This is a genomic window from Winogradskyella ludwigii (assembly GCF_013403985.1).
In the GTDB taxonomy this organism is placed as follows: domain Bacteria; phylum Bacteroidota; class Bacteroidia; order Flavobacteriales; family Flavobacteriaceae; genus Winogradskyella; species Winogradskyella ludwigii.
This window is the reverse complement of record NZ_JABFDF010000001.1, coordinates 825,586-842,764: the sequence shown is the minus strand read 5'-3', so window position 1 is coordinate 842,764 and position 17,179 is coordinate 825,586. Positions and strand designations below refer to the sequence as shown.

Annotated in this window: 20 protein-coding genes; 11 read left to right on the top strand and 9 right to left on the bottom strand. The window is 32.7% G+C overall.

The annotated features are described in order from the left end of the window. Positions 1 to 67 precede the first annotated feature (67 nt). Positions 68 to 1,699, bottom strand: coding sequence for a T9SS type A sorting domain-containing protein (locus HM981_RS03510; RefSeq protein WP_179337189.1), 1,632 nt, complete (start codon positions 1,697 to 1,699; stop codon positions 68 to 70). A gap of 232 nt (positions 1,700 to 1,931) precedes the next feature. Here HM981_RS03510 and HM981_RS03505 point away from each other — a divergent pair, with 232 nt between their 5' ends. Together HM981_RS03505 and HM981_RS03500 are read left to right on the top strand one after the other, a co-directional pair. Further along, positions 1,932 to 2,618, top strand: a complete 687-nt coding sequence (locus tag HM981_RS03505; RefSeq protein WP_179337188.1) for a response regulator transcription factor — start codon at positions 1,932 to 1,934, stop codon at positions 2,616 to 2,618. After that, positions 2,618 to 3,661, top strand: coding sequence for a sensor histidine kinase (locus tag HM981_RS03500; RefSeq protein WP_179337187.1), 1,044 nt, complete (start codon positions 2,618 to 2,620; stop codon positions 3,659 to 3,661). Before HM981_RS03505 ends, HM981_RS03500 begins: the two co-directional genes overlap by 1 nt. On the opposite strand, the gene HM981_RS03495 is transcribed toward HM981_RS03500, so the two are convergent. Then, the gene (locus HM981_RS03495) at positions 3,644 to 4,558 is read right to left on the bottom strand and encodes a glycosyltransferase (RefSeq protein WP_317167155.1); all 915 of its coding nucleotides are present in this window, start codon (positions 4,556 to 4,558) and stop codon (positions 3,644 to 3,646) included. The two genes, HM981_RS03500 and HM981_RS03495, sit on opposite strands and share 18 nt — an antisense overlap. 238 nt (positions 4,559 to 4,796) lie before the next feature. Here HM981_RS03495 and trmB point away from each other — a divergent pair, with 238 nt between their 5' ends. The 7 genes from trmB to HM981_RS03460 all read left to right on the top strand — a co-directional run bounded on the left by trmB (position 4,797) and on the right by HM981_RS03460 (position 9,570). After that, a complete protein-coding gene (gene trmB, locus HM981_RS03490; RefSeq protein ID WP_179337186.1) occupies positions 4,797 to 5,471 on the top strand; it encodes a tRNA (guanosine(46)-N7)-methyltransferase TrmB in 675 nt (224 codons plus the stop codon). Between the two features lie 3 nt (positions 5,472 to 5,474). Continuing rightward, positions 5,475 to 6,104, top strand: coding sequence for a LysE family transporter (locus HM981_RS03485; protein ID WP_179337185.1), 630 nt, complete (start codon positions 5,475 to 5,477; stop codon positions 6,102 to 6,104). Further along, positions 6,105 to 6,437 (top strand): MGMT family protein, encoded by a 333-nt coding sequence (locus tag HM981_RS03480; RefSeq protein ID WP_179337184.1) that lies wholly within the window; start codon positions 6,105 to 6,107, stop codon positions 6,435 to 6,437. A 253-nt stretch (positions 6,438 to 6,690) separates the two neighbouring features. Continuing rightward, positions 6,691 to 7,830, top strand: a complete 1,140-nt coding sequence (locus HM981_RS03475) for an Mrp/NBP35 family ATP-binding protein (protein WP_179337183.1) — start codon at positions 6,691 to 6,693, stop codon at positions 7,828 to 7,830. Then, complete coding sequence (locus tag HM981_RS03470) at positions 7,831 to 8,070, top strand: NifU family protein (protein ID WP_179337182.1); 240 nt, start codon at positions 7,831 to 7,833, stop codon at positions 8,068 to 8,070. 66 nt (positions 8,071 to 8,136) lie between these two features. Beyond that, positions 8,137 to 9,192 carry an NAD(P)/FAD-dependent oxidoreductase gene (locus HM981_RS03465; RefSeq protein ID WP_179337181.1) on the top strand — a complete coding sequence of 352 codons (1,056 nt, stop codon included), beginning with the start codon at positions 8,137 to 8,139 and terminating at the stop codon, positions 9,190 to 9,192. Between the two features lie 45 nt (positions 9,193 to 9,237). Next, positions 9,238 to 9,570 carry a 2Fe-2S iron-sulfur cluster-binding family protein gene (locus HM981_RS03460; protein WP_179337180.1) on the top strand — a complete coding sequence of 111 codons (333 nt, stop codon included), beginning with the start codon at positions 9,238 to 9,240 and terminating at the stop codon, positions 9,568 to 9,570. Between the two features lie 36 nt (positions 9,571 to 9,606). Here HM981_RS03460 and HM981_RS03455 read toward each other — a convergent pair whose 3' ends face one another. From HM981_RS03455 to HM981_RS03425, 7 genes are all read right to left on the bottom strand, one after another. Continuing rightward, positions 9,607 to 10,077, bottom strand: coding sequence for a hypothetical protein (locus HM981_RS03455; RefSeq protein ID WP_179337179.1), 471 nt, complete (start codon positions 10,075 to 10,077; stop codon positions 9,607 to 9,609). Positions 10,078 to 10,082: 5 nt separating this feature from the next. Then, positions 10,083 to 10,574, bottom strand: coding sequence for a TlpA family protein disulfide reductase (locus tag HM981_RS03450; protein WP_179337178.1), 492 nt, complete (start codon positions 10,572 to 10,574; stop codon positions 10,083 to 10,085). A gap of 16 nt (positions 10,575 to 10,590) precedes the next feature. Continuing rightward, on the bottom strand, positions 10,591 to 11,487 hold the full coding sequence (locus HM981_RS03445) for a metallophosphoesterase family protein (RefSeq protein ID WP_179337177.1): 897 nt from the start codon (positions 11,485 to 11,487) through the stop codon (positions 10,591 to 10,593). 121 nt (positions 11,488 to 11,608) lie between these two features. Beyond that, on the bottom strand, positions 11,609 to 12,787 hold the full coding sequence (locus tag HM981_RS03440) for an acyl-CoA dehydrogenase family protein (RefSeq protein ID WP_179337176.1): 1,179 nt from the start codon (positions 12,785 to 12,787) through the stop codon (positions 11,609 to 11,611). Positions 12,788 to 12,927: 140 nt separating this feature from the next. Beyond that, positions 12,928 to 13,587, bottom strand: coding sequence for a tRNA1(Val) (adenine(37)-N6)-methyltransferase (locus HM981_RS03435; protein WP_246286097.1), 660 nt, complete (start codon positions 13,585 to 13,587; stop codon positions 12,928 to 12,930). A 56-nt stretch (positions 13,588 to 13,643) separates the two neighbouring features. Continuing rightward, the gene (gene rimM, locus HM981_RS03430) at positions 13,644 to 14,174 is read right to left on the bottom strand and encodes a ribosome maturation factor RimM (RefSeq protein ID WP_179337174.1); all 531 of its coding nucleotides are present in this window, start codon (positions 14,172 to 14,174) and stop codon (positions 13,644 to 13,646) included. Between the two features lie 165 nt (positions 14,175 to 14,339). After that, on the bottom strand, positions 14,340 to 14,840 hold the full coding sequence (locus tag HM981_RS03425) for a 30S ribosomal protein S16 (RefSeq protein ID WP_179337173.1): 501 nt from the start codon (positions 14,838 to 14,840) through the stop codon (positions 14,340 to 14,342). A 216-nt stretch (positions 14,841 to 15,056) separates the two neighbouring features. Here HM981_RS03425 and HM981_RS03420 point away from each other — a divergent pair, with 216 nt between their 5' ends. Together HM981_RS03420 and HM981_RS03415 are read left to right on the top strand one after the other, a co-directional pair. After that, the gene (locus HM981_RS03420; protein WP_179337172.1) at positions 15,057 to 16,262 is read left to right on the top strand and encodes a DUF6252 family protein; all 1,206 of its coding nucleotides are present in this window, start codon (positions 15,057 to 15,059) and stop codon (positions 16,260 to 16,262) included. A 192-nt stretch (positions 16,263 to 16,454) separates the two neighbouring features. After that, entirely contained in the window at positions 16,455 to 16,904 is a 450-nt protein-coding gene (locus tag HM981_RS03415) for a ferritin-like domain-containing protein (RefSeq protein WP_179337171.1), read from the top strand. Positions 16,905 to 17,179 lie beyond the last annotated feature (275 nt).

Genomic DNA, 17,179 nt, shown 5'->3' with positions numbered 1-17,179 from the left:
AGTATGGAAAATAAAAAAGCGTCTCGATAATTATCGAGACGCTTTTAATATGTATTAAGAAATATACTTACTTAATTACTAATTTCTTAGTAGTAGAAGCATTGTTCTGAGTGATTTTTACGATGTAAATGCCAGACTTTAAGTTAGAAACATTTAATGTGTTGTTTGTTAAAGTTTCGTTTTTAACTTGCTTACCTAAGATATCAAATACTTGTACGCTTATTGCTTCACTATTATTAGAAGAAATAGAAACAGAACCCGTGTTTGTTGGGTTTGGGTATAAGCTAAATGAGTTAGAGTTAAAATCAGATACACTTAATGCAGGTGCAATATCACTAGCAAATCTAGGGAAAATTTGGTATGCACCATTAAACTCACCACCTAAACCAGTAATACTAGAAGCAGTTGTTGGAATTGCAGTACCAATTAAATCTTCATCAGTAAAAGCTGTTCTACAAATTGTAATATCAGCTCCGTTTGATACGTTATAGTTAGTTGCAGCAGCAAATACTCCAGCATCTGCAAAAGTTGCGCTATTTATAGTAATTAATCTGCTTTCGAAGTTTTCTCCGTTTGTCAATAAATCAGAAACACTAACTATTGTCGGTGTTAATGTACTACCTGTAGAAGATGCAGCAGCTACGTTTTCGCTAGGTACAAATTGAAGTAATCCATTAAATTCAGAAAGAGAACCTTTAATACCTGTCATGCCATCTCCAACAGCAAAAGTAGTTGTTATAACACCAGCAGAATCATCAATTAATATAGCTGCACCAGCATCTTGGATGTATTTTTGGTTTCTAGTATTACTTGTAACAATGTAAGAAATAATTGCTTCACCTGTTAATTCATATTCAAATTCAGTTCCAATAGAACCTGCTCTTAATTCAGTAATATTTGCTACTTGAAATGAGCTTGATGGGTTTAATACACTAAAAGATATAGTGCTAGTACTAATTGTACCTGTACCATCAATCAAATCTGCAGTTACAGAATAAGACTCTCCATCTACAGTAGTTACTGAAAAAGGACTTACTGCGTTTGTAGTTTCAACTCCATTTACAGTTAAAGTTACAGATTCTCCGCCTGCTAAGTTAGACGTTGAAAATTCTACATTTACAGATGTTGTTCCAGCAGCTAAAGTATCATTGTCACTTGGGCTAGTTATTACAACGTTAGGAGCAGATCCTGCAACAACTTGTATATTATCAATATAGAATAAAGAACTAGCGACCCAGTTAGCTGCAGTATCATAAAAACGGATACCAAAATCAAAATCTTCATCTGCGGCAGGTGTGTAATCGTAAGAAATAGTTTGCCATTGGTTTAATAATGTATCGTCAGAATATGCATCTGGCGTAAAACCATTACCATTAAATATACGTGCTCTAGCTTCATTATTAGTAGCATATACATCCATACTCATAGTGTAAGTTACTCCACCAGTTAAAGCTATGGTTTGTCTTATATCAGTACTACCTTGACTTTGTGTTAACACATTTACACTAGCAGAACTTGTACCATCAGTAACAAAAGTTGCATTAGTGTTTTCAGTAAGATCAGTGGTGCTAAAATCTAATGTTGAGAAAGAGTCAGGCACACCTGCTGTCCAACTTTCAAAACTACTATTAGCGGCTAAGTTTTGCCCATAACTAGTAACACTAATTAAACAAAGTAATAAAAAGTAAATTTTTTTCATAATTATATTTTATAAAGGTTAGAAAACAAATATAACAACAAATCCTTAGTTTTAATAAACTATATGGTTAATAATTGCTATTTTACAATAACATAATATGGTAAATATCAAGGGCTTCTTAATTTCAGCAACTTATATTTTTCAATGTTAGGGAATTGTTATTAATTTATAAGATGCATTAAGTTCACAGAGATATATTCTATCTTTACGTGGTATTAAATACAAAATTCAATTGAAAAAGAAAGACATTAAAATACTACTTGTAGATGATGAGCCAGATATTTTAGAAATAGTTGGTTATAATTTATCTGCAGAGGGCTATGAAGTTATAAAAGGTGAAAATGGTCTTGAGGCTATTGATTTAGCTAAAAAGCATAAGCCGCATCTAATTATATTAGATGTTATGATGCCAAAAATGGATGGTATTGAAGCTTGTGAACGCATAAGAGAACTACCAGAATTAAGTGAAACGATTATTACTTTTTTAACAGCAAGAGGGGAAGATTATTCTCAGGTTGCGGGTTTTGATGCAGGAGCAGATGATTATATTGCAAAACCAATAAAGCCAAAAGTGTTAATTAGTAAAGTAAAAGCTTTATTGAGACGCCTTAAGCATTCTGAAAATAGTGGAGATGCTATTTTAACCATTGGTGATTTGGTGATTTTTAAAGAAGAATATAAAATTACTATAAAAGGTAAAGAAACAGCTTTGCCTAGAAAAGAATTTGAATTGTTATCTTTGTTAGCAACCAAACCGGGTAAAGTTTTTAAGCGAGACGAGATTTTAGATAAAGTCTGGGGAAATGAAGTCGTTGTTGGTGGTAGAACTATTGACGTACACATTAGAAAATTACGTGAAAAAATAGGAGATACTTCCTTTAAAACTGTAAAAGGTGTTGGCTATAAGTTTGTAGACTAATGCAACAAAATAACCTTAAGAAATCATTTAAATTCGCATTTAGAACAGCGCTTTATGTCACGTTATTTACAACGGGACTTGTAGCGCTTTTTCTTTACTACTTTCATGCGCTTAATTGGCAAATTATTTTCTTTCCTGCTATTTGTTTTCCGCTTTGTTTTGCTATTGTTCAATATCGTGTAGAGCGTTTTATATATCGAAGAGTTAAAAAAATATACGATGATCTAACCCTTTTAGAGTCTAGCACTTTACGGCAGCAGCCCATTACTACCGATATGGACACGCTTACAAAAGAAATAGATAAATATGCTAAGAATAAAAAATTTGAAATTGAAACCTTAAAAATAAGAGAAGAATACCGAAAGGAATTTATTGGCAACGTGTCTCATGAATTAAAAACGCCATTGTTTACTGTTCAAAGCTATTTACTAACGTTACTAGATGGTGGCATTAAAGATGAGAAAATCAAAAGTAAATATCTTCAAAGAGCGAGTAAGGGTGTAGATCGCTTAACGTATATCATAAAAGATTTAGACATGATTACCAAATTAGAGGTTGGTGATCTTAGTTTAGAAAAGGAGAGTTTTGATATGGTTAAGTTGGTTCAAAATGTGTTTGATCTTTTTGAAATGAAAGCCGCAAAGAAACACATTACCTTAGTTTTTGATATTGATTACTCGAAACCAATTATGGTTTACGCAGATAAAGAACGCATTCAACAAGTGTTAACCAACCTCATAGTGAACTCAATTAAATACGGAAGAGAAAAAGGAACTACAGAAGTAAGTATTGAAAATCTTATAAAAAACAAAGCAATCATAAGAGTTACGGATAACGGAGAAGGTATTGCAAAAGCAAATCTTCAACGTCTGTTTGAACGATTTTATCGTGTAGATAAAAGTGGTTCTCGTAAAGAAGGGGGTTCTGGTTTAGGTTTGTCTATTGTAAAACATATTATTGAAGCACACGAAGAAAAAATTTATATAGAAAGTGAATTAGGTGTTGGTAGTGAGTTTTCGTTTACACTAGAAAAGACGAAATAATTTTTCGTAATTCACTTGGCATTCTTCAAATTTAAAACCATTATAATTTTTAACTTCAGATAGTTTCTCTAAAGTGAATTCATCTTGATTGCAAGTTGGAGCAATTCCTTCATCTTGAAACTTTTTGGCTAAGTATTCTTGTTCAAATTGTCCTGGAGTTGGAATAAAAAACACTTTTTTTTCAAGTTTAGCTAAATCCATAATGGTGGTGTAACCAGATCTGCTTAATACCATGTCACTTTCATTTAGTGCTGTTTGCAATTCGGTACTCGTCATGTAATTATAAATGGTCATATTTTTATCCTCAATTTTGGTTTGTTGATCTTCTACAACTCCTTTTATAAAACAAATGTTTCCTTGGTAAGATTTTAATTCTATCATTAATTTTTCTTCAAGGAATGTGCGCTGAGGTTCTGGTCCAGAAAGTATAACTAAGAGTTGATATTTAATTTTTAAATCTTGTTTTTCAAATCGAGACAGCGGTCCTAAATAGTTTATTGAAGCATCAAAATTTTCAACATGACCTAAAGTGCCACTAAGATTTTTTTCGTCTTTATAATCCGGAACCCAACAAGTGTCAAATTTTGAAATTATATTTTGATGCATTTTGGTGCTTAACCAGGTAGTGTTGCCACTTAACACACGTAATTGATGTGTTATAAACACAGAAGGCACCTTACTATGCCTTACACCAAAACGGTTATCTGAAATAATACCTGAAATAGTTTCAGTCTCAACTAAAGATTCAATGACTTTTTTTTCCCTTTTAATCGTCTTTAAAATATGAGGTGTGTCTTTTAAAAATTTGGTTTTAAAACCATTTGCTTTTTTTGAATACGTAATATTGTAAGAAGGTAACGCAATGGTTTTTAGATTAGGAAATTCTTTTTTTAACAAAAGAAGCGCAATACCATCACTAGCAATTATAGGTTCAAAATTATGAAGAATTAATTTATTAATAATAGGAATGCAGCGTGTAGCATGACCTAAACCCCAATTTAATGGTGCAATTAGAATCTTTTTTTTATGCTGAACCTGTTTCAGTAACTATTAATTTTAGAGATGTCTATAAGAAACAAAGGTAAACCTAAAATGTTTGCTTAATTTTACCAAATTATTAATAAATCTAAAACTTGTGGGTAGTAAAAATAAACAGAAACGCTTTAGAGAAAATGAAACTTTTCATAATGTATATCAACCAACACGAGAAGAATTGGTGGATGCGACGTACAGTTTAAAAGGAAAATGGAAATCTGATGTTTTTAAAAACGATAATCCGTTAGTTTTAGAATTGGGTTGCGGTAAAGGCGAATATACTATTGGCTTATCTAAACGTTATCCTAATAAAAATTTTATTGGTATAGATATCAAAGGCGCACGATTTTGGCGTGGAGCAAAAACGGCTATTGAAGAAGATATTCCTAATGCTGCATTTATAAGAACTCAGATAGAACTTATAGATCATGTTTTTGAAGAAAATGAGGTCGATGAAATTTGGATTACATTTCCAGATCCGCAAATAAAATACCAGCGTACAAAACACCGTATGACTAATTTGAAGTTTTTAGAACGCTATGAAAAAGTTTTAAAACCAGATGGTTTAATGCATTTAAAAACAGATAGTGAATTTATGCATGGTTACACACTTGGTTTGTTACATGGTGCAGGTCATGAGGTTTTATATGCTAATCACAATGTTTATAAATTAGAAGGCAGTCCAAAAGAAGTTACTGAAATTCAGACGTTTTATGAAAGTCAGTATTTAGAGAAAGACAAAGCAATTACGTATATTCGATTCAAAATTAACTAAGGCTTGAGTATAACTGTCATTTTTTTTCTTGGGTTTTTTGTGGCCCTTATTGGAGTAATTCCGCCAGGTTTGTTAAATATGACAGCTGCAAGAATTAGCCTAAAGGAAGGTGCAGGTCGTGGTATAATGTTTTCTACAGGTGTTTGCATTGTTGTATATATTCAAACGTATGTCGCTGCTATTTTTGCAAGATATTTATCTAACCATTCAGATATTGTTGAGATTCTTCAACGTGTTGCATTTGTAATTTTTGTGCTCATTACTATTTATTTTTTAGTGTTAGCATCTAAGCAATCAGAACTTAAACAAGAGACCGAAATAAAAAGTAAACACGGTAGATTATTGCATGGTATGTTATTGTCTGTAATTAATGTGTTTCCTATTCCATATCAAGCATACATGACCATTACTTTAGTGTCTTTTGGTTGGATGGATTTTGAAAAATTAAGTATTGTTACCTATGTTACAGGTGCTGCAACAGGCACTTTTGCGATGTTATATTTCTATATTTTCTTTTTTGATAAGATTAAAGACAGAAGATTTACATCTCAAAAAAGTATGAATTTTAGTATAGGTATTATTACGGGACTTGTGGCTTTAATCACTTTTATTAATATTCTAAGGGAGTTGTAAATGAAACCTGAAACGCTTGGTTTTTTCGAAAAAGTCTATGAGGTTGCTAAGCAAATTCCTTTTGGAAGAGTTACCAGTTACGGAGCTATTGCCAAATATCTAGGAGCAGGTAAAAGTGCCAGAATTGTTGGTTATGCCATGAACGGCTCTCATAATAAAGACGTGCCAGCGCATAGAGTGGTTAATAAAAAAGGGCTTTTAACTGGTAAGCATCATTTTGAAGGCACCAATCTAATGCAACAACTTTTAGAAAGTGAAGGGATTGAGGTTGTAGAAAATCAAATTCAGAATTTAGAAACTATTTATTGGGATCCTGCTAAAGAGCTTCAATAGTAATTTATTGTTTGTATTTACAATAACACTATGTATTTTGAAAATCTAAAGTCGTGTTTATATTAGTTTTGTATTCTTCATAATAATTACAAATTCGGTGTTGTATATAGAAATCAAATTCTCTCATAAATCAATTCAATTTATCTAACTCAAAATCTAAACTTTTCTAAGTATCTTTGTGCTTAGAACTAATCTTAATAAGAAAATTTTGAGTCTATCTTCTAGTCTCTATTTTCTTTAGTCTTAATCATATATGAAGCTCATAAAACAAGATATATTAAACGCTCTAAAAACCATAACAGCACCTGGAGAAGGTGAAAATATGGTAGATAGTGGTGCCGTAACTAATGTGGTTACTTTTGCAGATGAAGTCATTGTAGATATTACCATAAAAAACCCAAGTCTTCAAGCACGTAAAAGAACCGAAGTAGATATTTTACAAACCATTCATAAAGAAGTTTATGAAAAGGCTAAAATAAAAGTGAACGTAAAAGTTGATGCACAAGCAGCACAGCCTAAAAATGAAATAAAAGGAAAAGCAATTCCTGGAATTAAAAATATTGTAGCTGTCGCTTCAGGTAAAGGTGGAGTTGGTAAATCTACAGTAACTGCAAATTTGGCAATAACTTTAGCCAAAATGGGCTTTAAAGTAGGTGTTTTAGATGCCGATATTTATGGACCATCAATTCCTATAATGTTTGATGTTGCTAACGAACGTCCATTATCTGTAACTATTGATGGGAAATCTAAAATGAAACCTGTTGAGAATTACGGAGTAAAAGTATTGTCCATAGGCTTTTTTACAAAACCAGATCAAGCTGTAATTTGGAGAGGACCAATGGCCTCTAAAGCTTTAAATCAAATGATATTTGATGCGGCTTGGGGAGAATTAGATTTCATGTTATTGGATTTACCTCCAGGAACCGGAGATATTCATTTAAGTATTATGCAAGCCTTGCCAATTACAGGAGCTGTTGTAGTAAGTACACCTCAAACTGTGGCTTTAGCAGATGCTAAAAAAGGAGTAGCAATGTTTCAACAAGACAGTATTAATGTTCCTGTTTTAGGAATTATTGAAAACATGGCTTATTTTACGCCTGCTGAATTGCCTGATAATAAATACTATATTTTTGGAAAAGAGGGAGCAAAGCATTTAGCGGAAGATTTAAACGTACCGTTTTTAGGTGAAGTTCCATTAATTCAGAGTATCAGAGAAGCAGGAGATATAGGTAGACCAGCAGCTTTACAAACGGGAACTCCAATTGAAGAGGTATTTGAAACTATAACACGAGATGTTGTACAACAGGTAGTTAATAGAAATGAAGATTTACCAGCTACCGAAGCAATTAAGATTACAACAATGGCAGGTTGTTCTGCCGCAAACAAAAAGTAAATGAGTCCAGAGGATCTTAAATTAAACGTAGAGAAAGCATTAAACGAAATCCGTCCGTTTCTACAAAGTGATGGTGGTGATATCAACTTATTATCTATAGATGAAGGTAAGTTTGTAAAAGTTCAACTCGTTGGTGCTTGCACATCTTGCAGCGTTAACCAGATGACATTAAAATCTGGTGTAGAGATGACCATACAGAAATATGCTCCGCAAATCGAAAAAGTTATTAATGTAGAATAAGCAATGTGACAATTATCACATTGTAAATTAAAATTCATTAGTAGTTTTGTTTTCAATTTTATACTCATGATTACCACAGATATACTTATAATTGGTGCAGGTCCAACAGGCCTATTTACTGTTTTTGAAGCCGGACTTCTTAAACTAAATTGCCATTTAATTGATGCATTACCACAACAAGGAGGTCAGTGCTCTGAACTTTACCCTAAAAAACCGATTTACGATATTCCTGCCTATCCAGAGATTTTAGCTGGAGATTTAACGCATAAGTTAATGGAGCAGTGCAAGCAGTTTGAACCAGGTTTTACCTTAGGAGAACGAGCAGAAACTATAGATAAACAAGAAGATGGTAGTTTTATAGTTACCACTAATAAAGGTACACAACATAAAGCCCCTGTAGTTGCAATTGCTGGTGGTTTAGGTAGTTTTGAACCTCGTAAGCCGTTGTTAGATAATATTACAGATTTTGAAGATCGTGGTGTAGAGTACATGATCAAAGAACCAGAATTTTATCGCGATAAAAAAGTAGTGATTGCAGGTGGTGGAGATTCTGCTTTAGATTGGAGTATTTTTTTAAGTGATATTGCTTCTAGTGTGACATTAATACACAGAAGAAATGAATTTAGAGGTCATTTAGATTCGGTTGAAAAAGTTCAAGAATTAAAGAACCTTGGTAAAATTAACTTAATTACTCCCGCTGAAATTACAGGTATTAATGGAAATGGAAAAGTAGAAAATGTTGAGGTGACTAAAAAAGGAGAAGAGCCTATTTTAGTGGAAACCAATCATTTTATTCCGCTTTTTGGTTTGTCTCCTAAATTAGGTCCAATTGCAAATTGGGGTTTAGAAATAGAAAAAAATGCTATTAAGGTTAATAATGCATTAGATTACCAAACTAACATTCCAGGTATTTATGCTATTGGAGATGTAAATACGTATCCAGGAAAATTAAAGCTAATTCTTTGCGGTTTTCACGAGGCAACATTAATGTGTCAATCGGCATATCAGATTATTAATCCAGGAAAACGTTATGTCTTAAAATACACGACAGTAGCGGGTGTTAACGGGTTTGATGGTACACGCAAAGAAGCCCCGAAAGCAGTTGTAAAAGCGATACAATAATTATAAAAACATAGACTTACCATTAGACATTAACCACTTTTTTATATGGAACAAGACATCAACATCACAATCATTGATAGAGAGGGAGTAAAGCATCAAATTGAAGCTCCTACAGATATGGCAATGAATTTAATGGAAATAGTACGTTCTTATGAACTTGCTCCAGAAGGAACCATTGGTATTTGTGGAGGTATGGCTATGTGTGCGTCTTGTCAATGTTATGTATTAAGTGATACTGAATTGCCAGAAATGCAAGACGATGAAGAAGCGATGCTTTCCGAAGCTTTTGATGTCAAAGAGAATTCGCGTTTAGGTTGCCAAATACAAATGACACCTGAAATGGAAGGTCTAGAGGTTGAATTGGCGCCTGAATCTTAACAAATTCCTGAGAAAAGTAGGAAGCTCATAATTTTATCAGCAAGTGTTTTCTTTAATAAGAATGAGAAGTGTTAAAGAAATAATAACAAGAGTTACACTTATAAAGCCGGTGTACCAGCTATAATGGTTTTCATAGTTTAAATCACCTTTATTTTCTTGATAAAATCCATCAGAGAGTTCTGTTTTAGCCACACCAAAAGTTTGCGGTTTTTTAGATATCTGAAATCCCTCTTTTTTGGTGATTTTTTTAGATAATATCATTACAGCTTTGCAAATTAGTAATGTTATAAATGGCGAAAATGTAATAACTAAGCATTGGTAACCGCAGAGATAATTCCAATCTGTCAAAAGCATTACTATCCCAATAAGACCAATGACAAAAGAGATTTTAAGATATTTCTTATATCTGTTTTTATCTTTCAAATCTTCAGACGAAATTATTATAGGTAGGTTCAAAATACCACAAATAATAATTATCATCCAGAAGTACATCTCTAATAATTTCATGCAACCTATTCCGTTTCAAGATTAGCAGATTCAATAAAATCCAAGGCTTTTTGAAATCGATTTGATTTCTGAAGTATTTTGCCTTTACTATTTACAACTAAATAACTAGGGAAGAATTCTATCTCTAAATCTTTGTAAAGTATTCCGCCAGAACGATCTTCGTTATAATTCGTCCAATTATATTGATGTGTTTCTAAATAAGATGCCCATTTACTTATATTTCTGTCAATAGACATTCCTATAACTTCAACATTTTGATGCTTTGTGGTCTTAAGATATTCTGCAATTACTTCGTGGTCTTTTACACATGGCGGACATTCTAAATACCAAAAGTCTAGGATATAAATTTTGTTGTCTTCTAATGTTATTGAGGTTTGACTACCTTTTGTAGTGTTAAAGGTGTATTCCGAAAAGTTTATTGTTTTTTCAATATTCGGATTCGGTTTAACGTTTAACAAGAAGATTAATACAATAAGAATAATGTTGTTATAGCTCATAAATATGTTTTTAAGATTATGCCGTTTTATAATCAGCCAATTTAGTCGGTCCTTCCAATAAAAACCGATCAATTTTTAGAGTGCCATTATCAGTAGTTACAATTTGCCATTTAATTAAAGAGATTTTACCATTTTCTATTTCAATGCCAGTAATACTTCTTGGGTGAACACAACTACCATCATTAAAAAAAGCAATATCTCCAGGTTCAGGAAAACGAGGTCTGTGTGTGTGGCCAACAATGGTAATTTTATTGTCGTTTTCACTAATCCATTTTTTGGTGCGTCGTTCTACTTTAATAAGTTCTGTGTAGTTTTTAGCAGGACTTGTAGGATCTGCAATTCCCATAACATTCAAAGGCTTCCATAATATCCTTACTAAAAATCGGCTCCATTTCCAAAAGGTGTAATTCCACCAATCTGCTTGATGACCATGGGTTAAAAATAATTCTTGATTAGTTTCAGTATGTTCTAATATTATGCCTTCATGATATTGAATGCCACAAAATAAGTCCTCGTTATTTCCTGTTTTTGGATCAAAAAAAGTAGATAAATGCTTTTCTACATATTTAGGATCCCTGTAAACCATATCGTGGTTTCCCCAAATCATGTGTAGTCGTTCTTCATCATGAAATTGTTTCATGAGCATATACACATTTTTGTGTGCGTAGAAGATGGATTCAAAAGACAGGTTTTCCCATAATTCGTCGCCATCGCCTAATTCACAATACTGAAATCCTTCGTTGTAATAATGCTTTAGCGCATGAAAGTAGATGTTTCTATTGTTGGCAAAATCATCTGCAAAGCTATTGTCACCTCTATGGCAATCGCTGAACAAAATGAATTTAGACGAATCATTAAACCGAATTTTCTTAGCGTTGTTATAGGCACGATCTAATCTTGATTTTGAAGACATGTGTTTTCTTTGTTCGACTAAATTAAACAAAAAATGCTTCCCAATAATGAGAAGCATTTTTACAAATTTTATTTTTTACATTGATGACTTCGAAATGAAATAATCAATTTAGCCTTAAATTCTATTTAAATGCGTTTAAGCCTGTAACATCTAAACCTGTAATTAGTAAGTGAATATCGTGTGTACCTTCATAGGTAACAACACTTTCAAGATTCATCATGTGTCTCATAATAGAATACTCTCCACTAATTCCCATACCACCTAACATTTGTCTAGCATCGCGAGCAATAGTTAAAGCCATATCTACATTATTTCGTTTTGCCATAGAAATTTGTGCTGATGTTGCTGTACCATTTTCGCGCATTACACCAAGCCTCCAAGCTAATAATTGTGCTTTAGTGATTTCGGTAATCATCTCAGCCAATTTCTTTTGTTGTAGTTGAAATTGCCCAATGGGTTTTCCAAATTGCATACGTTCTTTGCTATATCGTAAAGCTGTATCATAACAATCCATAGCTGCTCCAATAGCTCCCCAAGCAATACCAAAACGTGCCGAATCTAAGCAACCTAATGGTGCTCCTAATCCAGATTTGTTGGGTAATAAATTTTCTTTAGGCACTTTTACGTTATCAAAGATAAGCTCGCCAGTAGCAGATGCTCTAAGTGACCATTTGTTATGTGTTTCTGGTGTAGAAAAACCTTCCATACCACGTTCAACGATAAGACCGTGAATACGGCCGTTTTCATCTTTTGCCCATACTACAGCAACGTTACAAAAAGGGGAATTAGAAATCCACATTTTAGCACCATTTAAGAGGTAATGATCTCCCATATCCTTGAAGTTGGTAACCATGCCACCAGGATTGCTTCCATGATCTGGTTCTGTTAACCCAAAAGAACCAATCCATTCACCAGAAGCTAACTTTGGTAAGTATTTTTGGCGTTGTGCTTCGTTTCCGTATTTCCAAATAGGATACATTACAAGAGATGATTGTACAGATGCTGTACTTCGTACTCCTGAATCTCCACGTTCAATTTCTTGCATTATTAAACCATAAGAAATTTGGTCTAATCCTGCTCCTCCATATTCTTCAGGAATGTAAGGTCCAAAAGCTCCAATATCTGCTAAACCTTTAACAATTTGCGTTGGAAATTCTGCTTTTTGCGCATACTCTTCTATAATTGGTGATACATCGCGTTTTACCCATTCTCTTGCTGCATCACGTACTAATTTGTGTTCTTCAGTAAGTAATTCATCAAGATTGTAATAATCTGGTGCTTCGAATAAATCTGGTTTCATTCTAATTATGATATTTATGGCTTCTTATTTTGAGAATCCGTCAAAATAGAAGGAGTTATTTTATAAGTTTAACAAAAGTAACGAAAACGTTTTCATCGCACAAAGGCAATTATCAGTTAATTCGGAGATGAAAACTTAGATTACATTTTTAAATAGAAGTCTTTGGTGAGTGCAATATAGTCGTCTGTGTATTGATGACGTGCTGTTTCAATAATTAATTCTGAAATATTGGTATCCTGCTGTGTGAAACTAAATTCTATTAGACTGCGTTTAATTTCAGAAGTAGAATGGCCTTTAACTCTAAGAACACGATTAGGAAATAATCCTGATTTTGAAGCTAAAGCTATAAAATTAGCTTCTTCTTTGAAAGGAATGACTACTGAGAATAGACCATCTTCAGAAAGTAAATTGGCTACAGAAAAAATTAAATGTTCAAAAGGCATAGCATCGTTAAAGCGTGCTAAATCTCTTGCATCATTGTCTGTTTTATAATCTTCAGAATAGAATGGAGGATTACAAATTATAAGATCAAATTTATCATCAATCTCTTCAACAAATTCTAAAAGTGATGCATGATAGCAAAACAGACGGTCTGCCCAAGGAGAGTTTTCAAAATTCTCAGAGCATTGCTCGTAAGCGTCCGCATCAATTTCTAATGCTTCAATATTTTCGGCATAGCTGCGTTGTGCAATCATTAAAGATAAAACGCCAGTTCCAGAACCAATATCTAAGACTGAAAATGGATTTTTATCAACCGAAGTCCAAGCTCCAAGTAAAACTCCGTCTGTGCCAATTTTCATTGCGCAACTGTCTTGGTTAACAGAGAATTCTTTAAATTTAAAAGGAAGAGAACCCATTATTCTTCAAGGTATAAATCAATCAAACCTTCAGGAGTCTTAACTTCTATGGTTTTGTTTTTTCTATCGACTTTAACAATAAATTCATCATTCATTGGAATTAATATTTCAATGCCATCTTTATCAATTTCAAATAAAGCTTGAGCAGTAGAATCATTAATACCTTTTAAAATCCCTACATCTCCATAGTTGGAATCTATAATGGCAAAACCAATAACTTCATGGAAATAAAATTTATCGCCTTCTAGTTTTGGAAGTAAGTCTAATGGTAAGTATAAATCTGTTTTTATTAAAGCATCAGCATCTTCTTCAGTATCGACGTCTTCAAACTTAATACGTAATAAATTAGATTTATGTAATTGTGAAGATTCAGCAAAGAAAGGAACTAGATTTCCTCTAAGGTCTATAAAAATAGCATCAAGATTATCATACAAATCAGGTTCGTCAGTATCTAATTTTATTAAAAGTTCTCCTTTAAAACTGTATTTGGATACAATTTTACCTAAATAAAAACAGTCTTCTTTTTTCAAAATAAATCTGGTATTTATGGTTCCCGTAAAAACGAAAATCCTATTAATGCTAATTTTAAATATGTAATAGATTCCTAGTGCTGTGAGAATTATTCCATAATTATATAAAATAAAAAAACCCAGACCATAAATAGTCTGGGTTCAAAAGTATAAAAAATATTTTTTTTATTCTTCTTCTTCGCTAGATGCAGCTGCTTCTTCAGCTACCTCTTCAACAACTGGTGTTGCTGCAGCGATACGTGCTTCATTTATAGCTTTTTCAGCTTCTAATGCTTTAGCTTTTGCATCAGCATCAGCTTTAGATAAACCTTCCGATTTAGCTTCAACTTTAGCAGTTTTTTCTTCTAACCAAGCGTTGAATTTTGTTTCAGCTTGCTCTTCAGTTAATGCTCCTTTTCTAACTCCACCAGCTAAATGATGTTTTAGCATTGCTCCTTTATAAGATAAAATTGCTTTTGCAGTGTCAGTAGGTTGTGCACCATTTTGTAACCATTGTACAGCACCTTCAATATTTAATTCAATAGTTGCAGGGTTTGTGTTTGGATTGTAAGCACCTAATTTTTCTAGGTATTTACCATCTCTTTTAGCGCGTGAATCCGCTGCTACGATCCAGTAATAAGGTTTTCCTTTTTTACCGTGTCTTTGTAATCTAATTTTTACAGGCATAATAATTAATTTGTAAGGTTCTCGACCTCTGTTATTAATGAGGGCGCAAATGTACTATATTTTTTTAACTTTAAACATTATAATTTAGTTTAACAAGCAATAGAGCGCTTTTTTCCTAAAAGAACAGTGGATTTAGCTGCATTATTAAAAATTATTATACTTTTGACATACTTGTTTCCTTATATTTGGAGCAAAGATAAAAGACCCTATTTAAAGATGAAAAAACTAATCCTTCTAGCTCTTGTTTTTTTTACAGCATTCAGTTGCGGTGATGAAGTTAAATTTAATAGTCCTGCTTTTCAAGGAGACCGTGAAAATGAACTTTGGAGAGCGAAAGCTTTTTCTGCAAGTATAGATACTAATGGATTTTTAACTATTACTGGAACAAATAATTTTGAAACCGTAAAACTTACAGTGCCATCAGTAATAGAATCAACATTTATTACAGGAGATATAGATGTTATTGAAGCAGAATATACAGATGGTTTTGGAACTATTTATTCTACAACCAATAGACCAGATGAAACGGTTTCTTTATATCCTGAATTAGGAGAGATTCATATTGAAGAGATCGATATGTCTAACAGAACCTTTACTGGAACTTACAAATTTTTAGCTTTTGATGCTTCCGGATTAAATTCTGTAGGCTATACAAATGGAATTTTTTATAAAGTTCCGCTTATATCTGGAGAGTTTCCAACTAACCCAATTACTTGTATTGATGTAGAAATAGATGCAGCTACTGCATTATCTGCTTATGAAGCTACATTTACAGGTGTAACATTTATAGATAGCGATGCTTATTTCGCAGCATGTAGCGCTTATACAAATGCTTTAATTCAACAACGAACATACTGTGGTGATTCAGATGGCTCATTACAAACTATCATTGATGGTTTAGGAGATTGTGAGTTACCATGTGAGTTAGCAACGTTAAATGTTGAAGAAGCAAATTCTCAATATAGTATTGCCACTATTGGTAATTATACTGAAAAGTGCGCACAATATTTAGGCTACTTACAAGATCAGATTTTAATTTGTGGAGATGTAGATGGAAGTATTCAATTAGAAATAGATAATTTAGATTGTGCAGATTCTGATGGAGATGGTGTCGCAGATGTATTTGAAGATTTTAACGGAGACGGAGATATTGAAAACGATGATACAGATGGAGATGGTGTAGCTAACTATTTGGATAACGACGATGATGGTGATGGTGTTTTAACGCAGTTCGAAGCTAAAGATGAAGATGGAAACCCAGCCGATACAGATGGTGATGGCGACGTAGATTATTTAGATGATAACGATGATGGAGATGCGCTTTTAACCATTAATGAAAATGCAGATCCTAATGGTGATGGTAATCCAGATGATGCTGTTGATACAGATACTGATGGTGTTCCAGATTATTTACAAGCTTAAAATTCTAAACATATTATAATAGTAAAGCGTTGCTCAGTTTGAGTGACGCTTTTTTTTGTTAAATTATTATAAGCCTTTGTTAAAGATGTTAATTGGTTCGATTTTCCTTAAGCATTCTGTTATCTTGAAGCATGTTGTGAAACAATAGGCAACGTAAAAGAAGTTATTGAAATCTTAAATGAAAACGATATTATGAAGTATACAGAAGAAATTTCAAACAAATTAAACGAATTATTAGTAAAAAATTATGACGCTGAAAAAGGGTACATAAATGCCATTAATAATGTTGAAGGTAAAAATCTTAAAATGTTTTTTAAACGAAGAGCATCTGAGCGTAGTGAATTTGCAAAAGAACTGAGAACAGAAATCTTGCAATATGGAGAAATTCCTGAAGACTCCGGAAGTTTTAAAGGAGCTATGCATAGAAATTGGATGACCTTAAAATCAACGTTTAGTTCTAATAACGAAGAAGCTATTTTAGAAGAAGCCATTCGTGGAGAGCAAGCAAGTTTAGAAGAATATAAAGATATGTTGAAAGAAAGAAACATGCCACCATCAATTGATGCGTTATTGTTAAAGCATAAGAATGCCATTCAAGCAGCGATTAATACAGAAAAAGTTCAAGAAGAATTGATATCATAAATCATCAATTTAATTAAGTTAAAAAGTCGGCTTTCATGCCGACTTTTTTTTGTTTAAAACTCTTTTGGATTTCATTTCAAAAAAATTCAAATTCTACGTAATTTTATAAGCTAACTTTTTCAGGAGATTCAGTTCAATAATTTGTTACTCTCAAAGCTGTATAATAATTCTATGAATTTAATTTTGAGAGACTTAGCTGTGGTTAAGGTGACGTTTTTATAACCTCTTGATTTAATTAAAAGTTAGAATATCAGTTTTTCTTTGCGCTTTTGTGC

Coding starts and splice junctions, on each gene's coding strand:
- HM981_RS03510 (WP_179337189.1), bottom strand. CDS start 1,699: ATGAAAAAAATTTACTTTTTATTACTTTGTTTAATTAGTGTTACTAGT.
- HM981_RS03500 (WP_179337187.1), top strand. CDS start 2,618: ATGCAACAAAATAACCTTAAGAAATCATTTAAATTCGCATTTAGAACA.
- HM981_RS03480 (WP_179337184.1), top strand. CDS start 6,105: ATGAAACCTGAAACGCTTGGTTTTTTCGAAAAAGTCTATGAGGTTGCT.
- HM981_RS03475 (WP_179337183.1), top strand. CDS start 6,691: ATGAAGCTCATAAAACAAGATATATTAAACGCTCTAAAAACCATAACA.
- HM981_RS03470 (WP_179337182.1), top strand. CDS start 7,831: ATGAGTCCAGAGGATCTTAAATTAAACGTAGAGAAAGCATTAAACGAA.
- HM981_RS03465 (WP_179337181.1), top strand. CDS start 8,137: ATGATTACCACAGATATACTTATAATTGGTGCAGGTCCAACAGGCCTA.
- HM981_RS03460 (WP_179337180.1), top strand. CDS start 9,238: ATGGAACAAGACATCAACATCACAATCATTGATAGAGAGGGAGTAAAG.
- HM981_RS03455 (WP_179337179.1), bottom strand. CDS start 10,077: ATGAAATTATTAGAGATGTACTTCTGGATGATAATTATTATTTGTGGT.
- HM981_RS03450 (WP_179337178.1), bottom strand. CDS start 10,574: ATGAGCTATAACAACATTATTCTTATTGTATTAATCTTCTTGTTAAAC.
- HM981_RS03445 (WP_179337177.1), bottom strand. CDS start 11,487: ATGTCTTCAAAATCAAGATTAGATCGTGCCTATAACAACGCTAAGAAA.
- HM981_RS03440 (WP_179337176.1), bottom strand. CDS start 12,787: ATGAAACCAGATTTATTCGAAGCACCAGATTATTACAATCTTGATGAA.
- HM981_RS03435 (WP_246286097.1), bottom strand. CDS start 13,587: ATGAAAATTGGCACAGACGGAGTTTTACTTGGAGCTTGGACTTCGGTT.
- HM981_RS03425 (WP_179337173.1), bottom strand. CDS start 14,840: ATGCCTGTAAAAATTAGATTACAAAGACACGGTAAAAAAGGAAAACCT.
- HM981_RS03420 (WP_179337172.1), top strand. CDS start 15,057: ATGAAAAAACTAATCCTTCTAGCTCTTGTTTTTTTTACAGCATTCAGT.
- HM981_RS03415 (WP_179337171.1), top strand. CDS start 16,455: ATGAAGTATACAGAAGAAATTTCAAACAAATTAAACGAATTATTAGTA.